Raw genomic sequence first — 15205 nt, forward strand, 5'->3', positions numbered from 1 at the left:
GACGGGCGGTCTTGGCCGCCGAGCCGTCCGCGGTGTCGTCCGCCGCCTGTGCCGTTTCGGGCTCCGGCTCGGCCGCGGTCGGCCGATCCGTCGGCGCTTGGGGCGCGGCTGCCGGGGCGGGCATGAGCCCGAGCCCGGGGATGTGCGCCGGGTTCAGGGCGGCGGCGTTGAGGGCGGTGTGCTGGTCGTCTGTTTGCTGGTCCACGGCGCGAAGTATGGCGAACATCGCTGTGTGAGAGCCATAAGGGGCCGTCATATCTCGGTCGGCGGGCACCTGATCGTGACCGGGAGTCGCCTGTCGTGCACGCGGTGAGGCACGTCGTGCACGTGGTGAGGCACGTCGTGCACGTGGTGAGGTGTCCGGTGGTGCCGTCCCCGGCCACTGGCCCGCCCGGGCGTCTCACCCACCCGTCCCCGGCGCGCCCGGTCCGCGCCGCCGGGTGGGCCTCGCACAGTGGGCGGGTGAGCGAGACGACAGACGGCGGGACGGCCGACGGTACGGGCGGTGGGTCCGAGGAACACCGCGCGGGCTGGTTCGAGCTGTTCTTCGACCTGGTCTTCGTGGTGACGGTCAGCGTGCTCGCGCACGGGCTGCACGGGAACCCCGGCGCGGCCGACTTCGGGACGTTCCTGGTGCTGTTCTTCCCTGCCTGGTGGGCGTGGGTGAACCTGACCGTGACCGTCAACCTCTTCGGCTCGGCCTCGGCCCGGGTCCAGGGGATGCTGCTCGCCGCGATGCCCGCGCTCGGGCTGATGGCCGCCGCGTCCCCGGCGGGCCTTGAGGAGCGGGCCTGGGCGTATGCGCTGGGAGCCGCCTGGGTGCGGCTGGTGCTGTTCCTGATCTGGTTCGGCCACGCCCGCAGTCCCGGCAGCCCGCTGCCGCTGTGGCGGCCGCTGCTGTACTGCCTGGTGCCCGCCGCCCTGTGGGCGGTGTCGGCCGCGCTGCCCGGGGGCGCGCGGTTCGTGGTGTGGGGGGTGGCGATCGCCCTGGAGGTGGCGCTGCTCGCCATCCGGGCGGGTCTCGGCACCTCGCCGTACGAGCGGATGTCGGTGGAGCACCTGGTCGAGCGGATCGGCCTGTTCGTGGTGATCGTGCTCGGTGAGAGCGTCTTCACGGTGGTCGCCACCTTCGAGGAGCACTTCACTGCCGCCTCCGGGGTGACCGCGCTGTTCTCCTTCGTGGTCGCCGCCGAACTCGCCCTGATCTTCTTCGTCTGGGGGACGGGCAACGCCGAGCGCGGTCTGAGCCGGGCCCAGTCGGGCCGGGCGACGCGGGTGATGCGGGACACCGTGATGTATCTGCCGTTCGTCCTCGTCTGCGGCATCACCGTGATCGCGGCGGCGCTCGGCACCGCCGTCGCCGAACCCCACCACGTACTGCCCACGGGCGCCGGATGGGCACTGTGCGGCGGCGTCCTCGCCTTCTACAGCGCGAACGCGGCCATCTCGACGCGCTACGGGGACGGGCTGCGGAATGTGCTGCGCTGGTATGTGCCCTGTCTGGTCCTCACCCCGGGCATGCTCCTGCCCGCCGCCCTGCTGCTGCCCGCCTGGGGCGCGGTGGCCTGCGCGGCCGCCCTGGTGTTCCTGCTCGCCAAACTGTCCCGTTGGCGCACCCGGGGCCGGCTCACGGCGGGGTGACGCGGTCTCACTGGCGCTGGGTTCGCCATTCCGTGGCCAGGATTGCCCAGGTCTGCTTGTCGTGGCGGATGCCGCCGTAGGGCCAGGACTCGCGCCACACCCCCTCCAGGGTCATCCCCAGCCGCTTGGCCACCGCGGCGCTCCGCTCGTTGTCGGCGCGGCAGATCCACTCGGCGCGGTGCAGCCCGCGGGTGGTGAACGCCCAGTCGAGCAGGGCGTGGCAGGCCAGGGTGATCACACCGCTGCCCTCGGCGCCCGGCTCCAGCCAGCAGCCGACTTCGCAGGAGCCCGAGGCGGCGCTGAAGTCCGTGAACATCACGCCGCCGACCAGTGTGCCGTCGAGCCATATGCCGTAGAGGCGGGCGCCGTCGGCGGCCTGGCGCTCGGCGTAGCGGCGCAGCGTGGCGCGGGCTCCGTCGACGTCATCGGTGACGAACGCGGCCCCGACCCAGGGACGGATGTGCTCGCGGGCCCGGTCCAGATGCGCGGCGAACTCCTCGGCGTGCCACACCTCCAACGGCCGGAGGCGGACGTCGTCCCGCAGGGGGAGGGAGAACATGATGACCCCATTCACATAACAAGCGTTACGGTTATGTACGGTAGCAGCATGCCACGTACCAAGGGCGACCACGAAGCCCGTCGACGCGACGTCTCCGAGGCGGTCTGGCGGGTGCTCGCCGCGCAGGGTTTCGGCGGGCTGACCCTGCGCGCCGTCGCCACCGAGCTCGGCGCGACCACCGGCCTGCTCACCCACTACTTCCCCACCAAGCGCGACCTGGTGGCGCACGCCCTCGAACTGCTCGACCGGCGGACCGCCGCCCGGCCCCGGCGCGCCGCCGGTACGGGCCTGTCCGCCGTGCGGGCCGCTCTGCTCGACATCCTGCCGCTGACGGCCGATGCCACCGCCACCAACCGGATCTGGGTGTCCTCCTGGGACGCCGCGCTCGCCGACCCCGCCCTGAGCGGCGAGTACGCCCTGAAATACGGGCGCAGCCGGGACAGGCTGCGCGATCTGGTCGCCGCGGCCCAGGAGCTCGGCGAACTGCCGGACGGGGACCCGGCGCGTATCGCCGCGGCCGCCCAGTCGTTCGTCCTCGGGCTGGTGGTACAGGCCCTCTTCGCCCCCGAGGAGTTTTCTCCGCCGCGCCAGACCGAGCTCCTCGACGACTACTTGGCGGCACTGGCTCACACGTAGTCGCCGGCCATTGAGGGTGTGCGGTACCCGAAAGGGCCCGCCTCCCGCGGGAGGCGGGCCCTTTCGGGACTTCATGACCGCGCTGCCGATCCGGTCACGCCCTCGGCGTGTAGTCGAGCCGCTCGAACGGCCACGTCGACGACAGCCACGCCGCCACCGCGTCGTGGACCGGCCCGTCCCGCACAACGAAGTCGCGCGGGACGAAGGTGCTGGCAGAGACGGACCGGAGCCTATCCGGCGGTTGCCGGGCGCTGCGGTGCGCGGCGCATCGCCCACAGCGTCGGCCCGTCCCCCGGCAGCTGCGTCTCTTCCAGCACGGTGAAGCCGAAGTGCTCGTAGACGGGAAGGTTGGACGGCTTGGAGGACTCCAGGTAGACGGGCAGACCCGCGGCGTCGGCCTTGGCGAGGCCCGAGCGCAGCAGGGCGGACCCGTGCCCCTGCCCCTGGCCGGCCGGGTCGGCGCCGATCACCGCCAGGTACCAGTGCGGCTCCTGGGGCCCGTGCTCGGCCGCCGCCTCGACGGTCTCCCTGAACAGCGCGGCCCGGTCGCCGAGGATGTCCGCCAGTTCCTGGACGGTCTCCGCGTCGGGAACGGCCTTGTCCCCGGCCTCCGGCGGCACCCAGAACGCGGCCGCCGCCCCGGTGTGCTCGCACACACCGTGGTGGAGGTACTGCCGGGTGAAGAGCGTGGTGAAGTAGCGGGTCAGCCCGGCCTCGCGCGGGGCGTCCGAGGTGTCGCCGGGGAAGAACCACCGCATCATCGGGTCGTCGCCGAAGGCGCGGGCCAAGGTGCGACTGATCGACGAAGTGTCGTCGATCGTAGCTGTTTTGGGCGTGTTCGTTATCGACATACGGGTCATTCTGCACCCCGATGATCTTGGACGCGGGGTGGGGGCCGGCCCTGTCCGGATCGACGGAGCCGACCCGGCGCGCCATTGATTAGTCGCCCGGGCAGGGGCTGCGCATCAATCGACCGGCCGCTGGGATTGATGAGTCGAGCCCGGTACCGCTGCCCACGGGGGTGGCGCGCGGCACCGGTCTCCTCGGCCGGCCCGGCCGCGGCGGAACGCGGCCGGGCTTCCCACCCGCGCACGTGTGGCCGGGGCCTTCCTTGCCGGTCCCGGCGACCGTTCGTAGCCTGACAGCTACGTGATCACTGATGGGGGAGACAGTGGGACGTCACGAGAAGCCGCTCGATCCGGAAAGCGGTCCGGTACGGCGATTCGCCCTGGAACTGCGGCGGATGCGCCAGGAAGCGGGCGGCCCGACGTACCGGGACATGGCCCGTGAGGTGGAGTACTCCGCTGCCGCCCTCTCCCGGGCGGCGTCCGGCGACACCCTGCCCTCGCTGGCGGTGGCGCTGGCCTATGTGACGGCCTGCGGCGCCGATCCGGCGGGCTGGGAGGAGCGCTGGCAGGAGGCGTCCCGGCAGGAGGCCGGTCAGGTCTGGGCCGAGGACGAGGAGGCCGTACCGCCCTTCCGGGGGCTGGCGCGGTACGAGCCCGGCGACGCCGACCGGTTCTTCGGGCGGGACCGTCTGACGGACGAGCTGGCACGGCTGGCCCTGCGCCATCGCGTCACGGCGGTGCTGGGCCCCTCGGGCAGCGGCAAGTCGTCGCTGCTGCGCGCCGGGCTGATCCCTCGACTACGCGCCCTCCACGAACCCGGCGTGCGGCCCGCCGCCGTCCGGATCCTGACGCCGGGCCCGCGCCCCGTCCGCGATCACGCGAGGCTCTTCGTCCCGGATACGGACGACGGAGACACCTGGCTGATCGTGGACCAGTTCGAGGAGATCTTCACTCTCTGCCACGACGTCGAGGAGCGCGACCGGTTCATCGGCCTCCTGATGGGCGCACGAGATCCCGGGAGCCGGCTGCGCGTGGTGCTGGGGGTCCGGGCGGACTTCTACAGCCACTGCCTGGAACACCCCGACCTCGCCGCCGTCGTCCACGAGGCGAGCCTGCCGGTCAGGCCGCTCACGCCCGCCGAGCTGCGCGAGGTCGTCCTCAAGTCCACGGCGGCCGAAGGGCTGATCGTCGAACGGGCCCTGACCGCGAGGGTGCTTGAGGAGGCGGCCGCCGAGCCCGGCAGCCTGCCCCTGCTGTCCCACGCCCTGCTGGAGACCTGGCGCCGCCGCCGGGGGCGGACCCTGTCCCTCCAGGCGTACGAGCTGGCCGGAGGACTGCGCGGGGCGATCGCCCAGAGCGCCGAGCACGCCTACGCCCAACTGCCGGACGGCCAGGCCCAGGTGGCCCGCCAGGTCCTGCTGCGGCTGATCACGCCCGGCGACGGAACGCCCGACACCCGGCGCCCCGCCGCCCGCGAGGAGTTGGACGCGGTCGACCCGGTGCACGCCGGCCCCGTCCTGGAGCATCTGGCCCGGGCCCGCATGGTCGCGCTGGACCAGCGGAGCGTCGACCTGACCCACGAGGCGCTGATCACCGCCTGGCCGAGGCTGCGCCAGTGGATCGAGCGGGACCGCGACCGTCTGCGCGGCCATCGCCAACTCGCCGAGGCCGCCCAGGACTGGCACGACCTGGGCCGGGACTCCGACGCCCTGCTGCGCGGCACCCGCCTGGCCCAGGCACGGACCGCCTTCGACGCCGGGGACCGGCGGATCGAACTCACCGCACTCGAAGAGTCCTTCCTCACCGCGAGCCGCAGCGCGTACCGCCGCACCCGCCGCGTACGGCGCGGGGTCGTCTCCGCCCTCTTGGTCCTGGTGGTGCTGGCCGTGGTGGCGACCAGCGTCGCCTGGCAGCAGGGCCGGGCCCGCGACCGGCAGCGCGGCGAATCGGCGGCCCGCAGCACCGCCGCGCTCGCACAGACCTACTTCCCGTCCGACCCGCAGACCGCGATGCGCCTGAGCCTGGCCGCCTGGAAGATCGCGCACATACCGGAGGCGCGCGCCGCCCTCGTGGCCGCGGCCATCCGTCCGGACCAGGACACCGACCCGGACCCGGACCCGGACGCCGATCCCGACACTCCGCGCTTCCTCGACCGTTACGGGCGTACGGTCACCACCGCAGGGGCCCGCGACGTCGAGCGCCGTGACGTGGACAGCCATCGCACACTGTCGTCCGATTCCCCGAAGGGCACGGCATCGGACGGGAGTCCGGACGGCCGGACCGTGATCCTGACGGGCGGCTCCGGCCCCCGCCTGTGGCAGCCCGGTCAGTGGGAGCTCGACCAGCCCGCCCTGCCGGGATCCGTCCTGACCGTCGGCGCCTTCCAGGTCGACGGGCGGGCCCTGGTGCTCACCGACTCCTATGACACCCCGTCCATCCAGGTGTGGAACGTCGCCGACCGGCGCCTGCTGTTCAAGAACACGGCCGACCACCCGCTGGACGCCCACCGCGCAGCGGTCAGTTCGGACGAGCGCCTCCTCGCCACGTGCGCGGCGGGCGCTTCGCTGGAGGTCTGGGACATGGCGGCGAAGCGGCGGCTGGCACTGCCGCGCTCCCTCGACGCGTCCGCCCGCTGCCCCGGCAACGGCGACTTCCACCGTATGCGGTTCACCGCCGACGGACAGAGCCTCACCCTCGTGAACAGCACGGGTGTCCGCACCTGGAACCTCACCACGGGCCGTCGGGAATTCGCCATCGAACAACATGGCCTGAAAGAGGTCGAGTTCAGTGGCGACGGACGGCTCCTGGTGGCAGTCGTCGGCAGTGAGATCCTGATGTGGCGAACGGCCGCCCCGGCGGTGCCCGTCTTCCGCTACCGGCTGGGGGACGAGAGGGCCAAGAGCCTGCGACTGGACGTGGAACGCGGCCTTCTGCGCTTCCTGGGCGGCCGCCGTATGACGGCGGTCCGGTCGCTCGACGTGCGCGGCGTCGTACGGGCGGCGGCGGTCAACGACCCGCTGGACTCATCGGTGTTCAGCCAGGACGCGCGCGTACTGGCGACCTCGGTGCGCCGTGGCTCCCGTATGGCGTTCCAGGTACGTGACGGGGCGAGCGGGAAGGTCATCGCCGAACTCCCGTCCCAGCCCTGCCCCGCGGGCACCGAGATCTGTCACGGCAGCATGGTGTTCAGCGCCGACGGCCGGACGCTCGCCTACGGAGTGCTGACCCCGTACCAGCCGCGCCCCCGCCAGGAGATCACGCTGTACGACGTGACGACGCACCGTACGAAGGCCACCGTCAACGTCACGTCGCCCGGGAAGCCCCGCCAGAGGACACTGGACATCGCCCTGGCCCCCTCGGGAAAGACCCTGCTGGCCATCCGTGAGACCGAGGAGCGCCGATCCCTCGAACTCTGGAACGTCCAGAAGGGAAAGCTGACCAAGGCGGTCGACAATCTGGGGTACCGCTTCGTGCTCCCGCCCACCAAGGACGAAGCCATCACGTCGGGCGGATACGTCACCGACCTGACGACCGGACACACCACCATGCACCCGCGCTCCGCGGACTTGCAGTCCCTCGCTTCCCGCGGCGGCGGCCTCGTGGTCGCGCAGAACGTAGAAGCCCAGATGGTCGTGTGGGACGAGAGGGGACGGCAGACCATGAAGCCGTTCTCGCTCCGGGCCGACGACGCCCAGCCCGCGAACGACGACTTCCCACAGGTCTCCGCCCTCGCCCTCTCCCACGACGGGCGCATGGTGGCGGCGGCGGGCACCGACGGGACGCTGCGACTGTGGGACACCCAGACCGAGCGCCCTCTCGGGACGGTCCTCCCCACCGGCGGAGACACGATCGTCTCCCTCGCCTTCAGCCCGGACGGCCACGCCCTGTACGCCGCGGGCCGGCTCACACCGTGGCGCTCCTACCCGCTCGCCTCCCAGGCCCTCTCCGCCGACCTCTGCCGCCGCGTGCACCGCGACCTCACCGGAAAGGAGTGGCACGACCTGATCCCCGAGGTCGGCCGGCGCAAGCTCTGCTGACGCTGAGAGCCTGTCTTTGAACCCCCGCCTGCGCAGCGGCGGCCGGTGCGTGCGCCCTCCGGGCGGACGACGGGGGTTCAAAGACAGGCTCTAACTCACGCCCATGAACGCGGCCACCCCGAAGCCGATGGCGGCGAACAGCAGCCCCACGCAGGTGAAGAGCACCATCACGCCGCCGAGGAGGCAGGTGACGGCTCCCACGCCCGGGGTGGGCTCCGCCGCCATCGCCCGCTCCGGACGCTCGGGCGGATAGCGCACCGGCACGACGTCCCCGGCCACGTACGGGTGCCGTGAGACGACCTCGGCCCGCGCCTCGCGGCCGTCCCCGGTCCGGAACGCGACGATCAGGCGGCGCTGACTGGAGCTCGGCCCGTCGGTGGAGTGTCGGTGCACCACGTACGTCTCCAGGCACCGCGCCTCGGCGAACTGCCCCTCACGAAGGACCCGCCGGTACTCGGCGCTCTTTCGGGCGCCCAGGACGAGCATGGTGATCCCGAAGGCCGCGAAGAGGAGTCCGACCGAGCCGAACACCACCCCGAACACCCCGCCGACAGCGAACATCCTTCATCCCCCTGCTGATGCGATCCGACCCGACTCGATCCGACCCGGCCCACCCGGAACCGGCGGCACACCACGGACCGCCGTCGTCCGTGAAGATGTGCCGCCGGTGCGGGTGGTTCCGTTCGGGCAGGCCAGATGGAGGAGAGGTCGGTCAGGCGGCCGTCAGCGGGGTCTCGGGGGCGAGGGCGTCCGCGATGCGCTTGGCGATCTGCTCGGCCATGTTTCCGTCCGGTGTGGTCGCGGTCTTGGTGGCGGAGACCGCGATGGCCAGCCGGTCGGAGGGGAGATACGCCTGGATCGCCGCGTAGCCCGAGAACGACGGGTTCTGGACCACCCACCCATTGACGATGATGACGCCCAGACCGAAGTGGAAGACCGGGGTCTGCTTCAAGCAGACCGTGGCCGGACACGTCCTGGTCGCGCCGCCGAGGCCGACCGTGCGGGGGTTGAGGAGGGTGCGGTAGGCGCGGTGCGAGAGGAGCTCACCGCTGCCGATGGCCTGCGCCGAACGGGCCAGGTCGCAGATGTGGGTGGTGATGACCGCGCCGGGCGCCGTGGTCCACGAGGGGTTCCAGAAGGTGGATTCCTCGTACGTGCCGCGCTCGGAGGTGAAGGCGTGCAGGACCGGACGCGGGATGTCGGGGGTGAAGTTGTTCTGTGTGTCGTGCAGGCCCAGCGGGCCCGTGATCCGCTGCTCCAGCAGTTTGTCGATCCGGCTGCCGGTGATCTTCTCCAGCGCGGCCGACAGCAGGACGTAGTTGGCGTGGGAGTAGCTCCAGCTGGTGCCCGGCGCATACCAGAACGGGTGGCGCAGCGGGTAGCCGACCAGCTCCTTCGGGGTCCACTGGCGGAACGGGTGCGCCGCGAGCTCGGCGAGGAAGGCCGGGTCGGTGACGTAGTCGTGCAGACCGGTGGTGTTGGTCGCCAGCATCCGCAGGGTGATCTTGCGGGCGTTGGGCAGCCGGGGCAGCCAGCGCTCGACGGTGTCGTCGAGACGGACCTTCCCCTCCTCGACCAGCTGGAGCAGGGCCGTGCCGATGTAGGAGAAGACCACCGAGCCGGCGCGGAAGTGCATGTCCGGCTCGGCCGGGACGTTGGTCATGGACTCGCCGAGAGCGTCGGTGAGGACGTCCTTGCCGTCGAGGGTGACCCGCAGTTCCACGGCCTTGAGGTGGAGTTCGTCCTTGGCCTTGCGGGTGATGTCCAGGACTTCGCGGGCCCGGTTGTCGAGGTGGCCCTGGGTCTTCACACAGCCGCGTTCCTCGTGGCCGGGCCCGCGCGCGAAGGCGGGGGCGACGGCGGTGCTCTGGACCGTGGCGGCGAGCAGCGCGGCGCACAGCAGGGCCGTGCGGGCGCGGGCACGGGTGCGCAGACGCGCCGACAGGCGGGTTGGTGTCATGCCCCGCACTATGGCGATGGCAGCCACGGAAAATCCCCCGAACACTCCGCAGACCATGACAAATATGACCATGTGGTACACCGGTTGGCGGACCTCGCCCACCCGCCTCACCGGACCTCGCCCACCCGCCTCACCGGTCGAGGAACTCCGCGCACCGGTAGGGGCCCAACGCGGCGCCCTCCTTCGGCCGCAGTGTCACCCGGACGTCGTCGGCCCTGGCCTCGGGGTCCAGTACGGACTGGGCGCGTGCCAGCGTGCACACCAGCTGGCCCGTGCCCTGGTCGCGCCCCGGCATCGTGTAGGGGCCGTCGAGGCGCATCGTGACGCGGTTGCCCGTGCCGGTCACGGTGTAGCCGCCGAGCTGGACGAGCGAGGTGAGCCCGTCGCGCTGCTCGGCGGGCGGCGGACCCAAGGCCAGCAGCTTCACCACCGAGTTGAGGTCCTTGACCTCCCGGTCGAGCAGGGGCACCCCGCGCAGTCCGCTGTCGGACGCGAAGTACAGCCGCATCCCGCGGGTCAGCCCGGACGCGGGCTCGCCCGCGCCCACCACACCGCTCGGCTGCACGCCGCAGCCCACGAGGGCGATCCCCAGGGTCGCCAGGACGGCGGCCGGGGCTTTTCGGCGCACCTTCACCCGGTGCCTCCTTCGGTGCCGCGTCGCGCGGGCAGGCGCAGGGTGAACACCGCGCCGCCCCGCGGCCCGTCGGCCACCTCGATCGTGCCGCCGTGCAGTCGCGCGTTCTCCAGCGCGATCGCCATGCCGAGGCCACTGCCCTGTCCGCTGTCGTCGGCCGCGCCCCGGGTGCGGGCCGCGTCCGCCTTGTAGAACCGGTCGAAGACCCGCTCGTGGGAGCCCGGTGGCAGCCCGGGGCCGTGGTCGGCGACCTCCAGTGTCAGCCACTGGCCGTCCGCGCCCCCGGCCGCCCCCAGGGTCACGGTGACCGGCGGCGCTCCGTGCCGCAGTGCGTTGCCCACCAGGTTGGCCACGATCACGTCGATGCGGCGCCGGTCGACAACCGCCCGTACACCGTCGGGCAGCTGTGTGCGCACCAGGTCCGTCCAGCCGCGCAGGGCGAGCGAGGCCCGCACGGTGTCGGCGAGGTCGGTCTCGGCCGCGTTCAGCCGTACCGCCTTGGCGCCGACGGCGCTGTGCCGGTCCCCCGCCAACTGCCGCCCGACGTCGGCAGCTTCACCGGCCGGGCCGGCTATCTGCGCGAGCTGGACGCCCTGCTCTCCCAGTACGCCTCGGGCCCGGGGCAGACGCTGGTGATCTCCTCGCTGTCCGGTATGGCGGGTGTCGGCAAGACGGCGCTCGCCGTGCACTGGATGCACCGGGCCGCCGACCGCTTCCCCGACGGACAGCTGTACGCGAACCTGCGCGGCCACGCCGACGAGCCCCCCACCACGGCCGACGGCGCGCTGGGCCAGCTCCTGCGGGCCCTGGGCGTCGACGCCGGGCACCTGCCGGAGAACACCGACGAGAAGGCCGCCCTGTACCGCTCGCTGCTGGCGGGCAAGCGGATGCTGATCCTCCTGGACGACGCGGCCGGTCTCGAACAGGTGCGCCCGCTGCTGCCCGGCTCGCCGACCTGCTTCGTCGTCGTCACCAGCCGCAACGACCTGCGCGGCCTGACCGCGTTCCACGACGCCCACCGGGTGAGCGTGGCCGTCTTCCACGACGAGGAGGCGCTCGCGCTGCTCGCCCGCGTGATCGGCGCGGACCGGGTGCGCGGCGAGCCCGAGGCCGCCGCCGAGGCCGTCCGGCTGTGCGGCGGCCTGCCGCTGGCCGTACGGATCGTCGCGGCGCATCTCATCGGCGACCAGCACCTGCCCCTCGCGGAGGTGGTGCGGACGCTGCGGGGCGAGGACCGCCTGGACGACCTCGCGCTCGACCAGGAGCAGCACACCGGGGTGCGCAGCGCCCTCGCCCTGTCCTACCGCTCCCTGCCCGCCCCGGAGCGCCGGCTCCTGCGGCTGCTCGCCCTCACCCCCGGCGCCGAGGTCTCCACCCCGGCCGTCGCCGCGCTGGCCGGGGGCCCGCTCAACGCCACAGCCCGGCTGCTGGACCAGCTGGTCTCCCGCAGCCTGCTGGAGACGCACCGGCCCGGCCGCTTCCATCTGCACGCCCTGGTCCGCCTGTTCGCCCGCGAGCGGGCCCGGGCCGAGGACGACACGGCCGTACGCGAGGAGGCCCTCGACCGGCTGCTCACCTGGTACCTGGCGACCGCCGAGCAGGCCGGCCATCTGCTGTACGGCACCTTCTACTCCTGGTACGCCGCCGCCCCGCCCGAGCCTGACGGCTCCCCCACCGCGCCCCTGACGTTCACCGGTCCCGCCGCCGCGCTGTCCTGGCTGGAGGACGAGCGGGCCGCCCTGCTGGCCTGCGCCCGGCACGCCCTGGGCCACGGGCCGCGCCCCTTCGCCTGGAAGTCCGCGCTGGCCACCCACGGCCACCTGATGGAACACGGCCAGCGCACCGACTGGCTGCGCGCCGCGGAGACGGGGCTGCGCGCCGCCGAGGCCGAGCACGACGACCACGCGCGCGCGGTGATGCACTGGAGCCTGTGCTACGTCCTGTGGGAGCTGGCCCGGCACGACGAGGCGCTACGGCACAGCGCCCGCGCCGACTCCCTGTTCGCGCGGGCCGGGCTGCCCGTGGAGCAGGCCGGTGCCGTGCTCGGGCTCGCCGCCTCGCACCGCGAACTGGGCGCCCTCGACCAGGCCCTGCGCCACGCCGAGCACACCCTGGCCCTCTACCGCGACGGCGGGGAGCCCGCCGGTGAGGCGTGGGCGCTGTTCCTGCTCGGCTCCATCCGCCTGGACCGGGGCCAACTGGCCGCCGCGCGGCCGTACTTCACCCAGGCACGCGAGCGCGCCGAGGCGTCGGGCGACGAGCACACCGTGATGCTGTCCCTGTGGGGGCTCGGCGCCGTCCACCACGCGCTGGGCGACCTGGAGGAGGCACAGCGCCTGCTCACCCGGGCCCTGGCCGCGCACGGCAGGCTGCTGTCCACTTACGCGGCGGAGGGCGCCCTCAACGCCCTCGCCGCGGTGTGCCGCGACAGCGGCGACCCGAGGCTCGCGCTCAAGTACGGGATGGACGCGCTCAGCGTCACCCACCGCACGCACCGCCGGCTGGTCGAGCCGGACGCCCTCAACACCATCGGCACCGTACTGCTGCATCTGGACGACGCGCCCGGCGCCCTGGACCACCACCGCCGCGCGCTGGACGCGGCCCGGGCGACGGGCTGTCTGCGGGCGGACGCCGCGGCCTGCGTGGGTCTGGCCGCCGCACACCGGCACCTGGGCGAGAACCGTGAGGCGCTCGCGTACACCCGGCGGGCGCTGAGCACCGCCGGGCAGGCCGGGCTCCGGCTCGTCGAGGGCGAGGCGCGGACCGAACTCGCCCGGGTGCACCTGGCGCTCGGCCACCACACCAAGGCGGCCCAGGCCGTCGAGCGGGCCCTGCGCCTGCACCGGGCCGCCGGGCACGAGCCCGGTCTGGCCCGGGCTCTGGAGGCGGCCGCCGCCGTACGCGACGCCGTCAGCCCACCGCCCGTACCACCGCGGTGATCACCGCGGCCACCAGGACGACGAGCGGTACGGGCGCCTTGAGCCGCCAGGCGACCAGGGCCCCCGCGAACCCGGCGAGCCGGGCGTCGAAGGTCATCCCGTGTGCGCCCGCCGACCCCACGAGCTGGGTGACGACCAGCACGGCGAGCAGCGCGGGCGTCAGATACTCCACGAACCGGGGGAACCAGCCCGGCAGTTCGCGGTCGCCCATCACCAGTGATCCGGCGCCCTTGATGAGGAACGTGGTCGCCACCAGGGCGCCGACGACGATCCACGGGTCGCTGTTCAACGGGCCTCCTTCGCCGGTCGGGTCGTCGGCCTCGCCGTCCAGACGACGGCGATCAGACAGGCCACGGCGATGGCGGTGTCGGGGAGCCCGGCGGCGGTGAGGGCCGCCGCGCACACGGCCGCGGTCGCGGCGGCCGTCCGCTTGCGGGGGGTGCCCAGGTGGGGTGCGAGCAGGAGGAAGAACAGGACCGGCGAGACGGCGTCCAGACCGTAGTTGAGGACGTCCACCGCCTTGAACGGGCCGATCGCGCCGAGCAGCGTGCCCAGGACCCAGCCGAGCCAGAGCACCACGCCCGAGGAGAGCAGCCGGGTCCGGTCGAAGCGCCCGTCCGCGTCGCTCGCGATGGCCCAGGACTCCTCGATGACCAGCTGGGACTCGACCGCCCGGCGGGCCCGGCCGCCGCGCAGCGCGGGCAGGATGGCGAATCCCATCACCAGATAGCGCAGGTTCAGCAGGGTGCCCGCCACGGCCGCGGCCGCCCAGCCGCCGCCGTTGACGATCACGGAGACGGCGGCGAACTGCGAGGAGCCCACGAAGACCAGGCCGGACATCGAGGTCGCGCCGAGCGCGCCGAAGCCCGCGCCCTTGGCGAGGACGCCGAAGGAGATGCCGAACGCGAAGATCGCCACGGTGAACGGCACCGCGGCCCTGGCGCCCGCGATCCAGGCCTCGCGCCGTCCGGCGGGCGGGGCCGGACGGGTGGGTTCGGATTCGGTACCGGTCATCCGCCCTCGCCCATCGCGGCCCCGCTCGGCGGAGCCGGGCGGTCCTCCTCGCCCCGCACCGTACGTGCGTACGCCCGTACCAGCGCGGTCGTCACCGCGCCGATCGGGTAGTCCAGGGCGTCGACGGCGGTGACCGGCTGCACCTCGTACGCCGTGCCGGTCAGGAACACCTCGTCGGCGCGGGTCAGTTCGGCCGGTTCCATATGCCGCTGGACGACCTCCAGGCCGAGCTCGCGGGCGAGCGCGATGACGGTGCGCCGGGTGATGCCGTCCAGTACGCACTCCGGCGGCGGGGTGTGCAGGGCGCCGTCGATCACCAGGAACAGATTGGCGCCGGTGGCCTCGGCCAGCCGGCCCCGGTGGTCCAGGAGCAGCGCGTCGTCGCGGCCCGCCTCCTCGGCCTCCTGTCCGGCGAGGGAGCCCAGCGCGTACAGGGCCGCCGTCTTGGCGCGGACCGGGGCGGTGTCGGGTGCGGGGCGCCGCCAGCGCGAGGTGGCGAGGCGGATTCCGCGCGGCCCGGAGGCGAAGACCTGCGGCCAGGGCCAGGCCGCGATCGCCACGTGGACCGAGCTGTCCCGTGCGACCAGGCGCAGGGTGTCGCTGCCGCGCCAGGCGACCGGGCGGACATAGCCCTCGGTCAGGCCGGCGACCGCCACGGCCTCCCGGGTGGCGGCGTCCAGTTCTCCGGCGTCCCAGGGCAGGGTGAAGCCCATCTCCCGGGCCGAGGCGACCAGTCGGAGGCTGTGCTCGTGGAGCTTGAAGACCCGGCCGCCGTAGACGCGCTCGCCCTCGAAGACGCTGCCGCCGTAGTGCAGCCCGTGGCTGAGGACGTGCAGCCGCGCCTCGCGCCAGGGCACCAGCCCGCCGTCGAGCCAGATGACGCCGTCCCGGTCGTCGAGCGGCGGGACGACGGGCGACTGGGCACCGCTCACGGGAC

Annotated in this window: 12 protein-coding genes and 2 pseudogenes; 4 read left to right on the forward strand and 10 right to left on the reverse strand. The window is 73.3% G+C overall.

The window, feature by feature from the left end; all coding sequences use genetic code 11:
* Positions 1-205, reverse strand: a pseudogene (locus tag A8W25_RS00005) (hypothetical protein); the annotation flags it as partial.
* 257 nt (positions 206-462) lie between these two features.
* Here A8W25_RS00005 and A8W25_RS00010 point away from each other — a divergent pair.
* Positions 463-1641, forward strand: a complete 1179-nt coding sequence (locus A8W25_RS00010) for a low temperature requirement protein A (RefSeq protein ID WP_067153713.1) — start codon at positions 463-465, stop codon at positions 1639-1641.
* A 7-nt stretch (positions 1642-1648) separates the two neighbouring features.
* Here A8W25_RS00010 and A8W25_RS00015 read toward each other — a convergent pair whose 3' ends face one another.
* On the reverse strand, positions 1649-2200 hold the full coding sequence (locus A8W25_RS00015) for a GNAT family N-acetyltransferase (RefSeq protein ID WP_067153716.1): 552 nt from the start codon (positions 2198-2200) through the stop codon (positions 1649-1651).
* 48 nt (positions 2201-2248) lie between these two features.
* Here A8W25_RS00015 and A8W25_RS00020 point away from each other — a divergent pair, with 48 nt between their 5' ends.
* Positions 2249-2836, forward strand: a complete 588-nt coding sequence (locus tag A8W25_RS00020; protein WP_079125813.1) for a TetR/AcrR family transcriptional regulator — start codon at positions 2249-2251, stop codon at positions 2834-2836.
* A gap of 230 nt (positions 2837-3066) precedes the next feature.
* Here A8W25_RS00020 and A8W25_RS00025 read toward each other — a convergent pair whose 3' ends face one another.
* On the reverse strand, positions 3067-3696 hold the full coding sequence (locus A8W25_RS00025) for a GNAT family N-acetyltransferase (protein WP_067153722.1): 630 nt from the start codon (positions 3694-3696) through the stop codon (positions 3067-3069).
* Between the two features lie 299 nt (positions 3697-3995).
* Here A8W25_RS00025 and A8W25_RS00030 point away from each other — a divergent pair, with 299 nt between their 5' ends.
* A complete protein-coding gene (locus A8W25_RS00030; protein WP_158942317.1) occupies positions 3996-7721 on the forward strand; it encodes a WD40 repeat domain-containing protein in 3726 nt (1241 codons plus the stop codon).
* A gap of 90 nt (positions 7722-7811) precedes the next feature.
* Here A8W25_RS00030 and A8W25_RS00035 read toward each other — a convergent pair whose 3' ends face one another.
* The 4 genes and pseudogenes from A8W25_RS00035 to A8W25_RS00050 all read right to left on the reverse strand — a co-directional run.
* Entirely contained in the window at positions 7812-8282 is a 471-nt protein-coding gene (locus A8W25_RS00035) for a DUF3592 domain-containing protein (RefSeq protein WP_067153728.1), read from the reverse strand.
* Between the two features lie 151 nt (positions 8283-8433).
* Complete coding sequence (locus A8W25_RS00040; protein ID WP_067153729.1) at positions 8434-9681, reverse strand: serine hydrolase domain-containing protein; 1248 nt, start codon at positions 9679-9681, stop codon at positions 8434-8436.
* 130 nt (positions 9682-9811) lie between these two features.
* Positions 9812-10315, reverse strand: a complete 504-nt coding sequence (locus tag A8W25_RS00045) for a GerMN domain-containing protein (RefSeq protein ID WP_067153732.1) — start codon at positions 10313-10315, stop codon at positions 9812-9814.
* A pseudogene (locus A8W25_RS00050) lies at positions 10312-10830 on the reverse strand (sensor histidine kinase); the annotation flags it as partial. The pseudogene A8W25_RS00050 and the gene A8W25_RS00045, both read right to left, overlap by 4 nt.
* Between A8W25_RS00050 and A8W25_RS00055 the strand changes: the two are divergent.
* Positions 10831-13254 carry an ATP-binding protein gene (locus A8W25_RS00055; protein ID WP_158942319.1) on the forward strand — a complete coding sequence of 808 codons (2424 nt, stop codon included), beginning with the start codon at positions 10831-10833 and terminating at the stop codon, positions 13252-13254.
* Here the strand turns inward: A8W25_RS00055 and A8W25_RS00060 are convergent.
* Genes A8W25_RS00060 through A8W25_RS00070 form a run of 3 tightly spaced genes read right to left on the reverse strand, consistent with a single transcriptional unit; the run spans position 13226 to position 15200 of the window.
* Positions 13226-13543 carry an AzlD domain-containing protein gene (locus tag A8W25_RS00060; RefSeq protein WP_067153737.1) on the reverse strand — a complete coding sequence of 106 codons (318 nt, stop codon included), beginning with the start codon at positions 13541-13543 and terminating at the stop codon, positions 13226-13228. The genes A8W25_RS00055 and A8W25_RS00060 overlap by 29 nt on opposite strands.
* Positions 13540-14268, reverse strand: coding sequence for an AzlC family ABC transporter permease (locus tag A8W25_RS00065; RefSeq protein ID WP_067153740.1), 729 nt, complete (start codon positions 14266-14268; stop codon positions 13540-13542). The genes A8W25_RS00060 and A8W25_RS00065 overlap by 4 nt, the downstream gene beginning before the upstream one ends.
* Entirely contained in the window at positions 14265-15200 is a 936-nt protein-coding gene (locus A8W25_RS00070; RefSeq protein WP_067153743.1) for a branched-chain amino acid transaminase, read from the reverse strand. The genes A8W25_RS00065 and A8W25_RS00070 overlap by 4 nt, the downstream gene beginning before the upstream one ends.
* Between the last annotated feature and the right edge of the window lie 5 nt (positions 15201-15205).

Origin of the sequence: Streptomyces sp. ERV7 (genome assembly GCF_001653515.1) — a bacterium.
Taxonomy (GTDB): Bacteria; Actinomycetota; Actinomycetes; order Streptomycetales; family Streptomycetaceae; genus Streptomyces.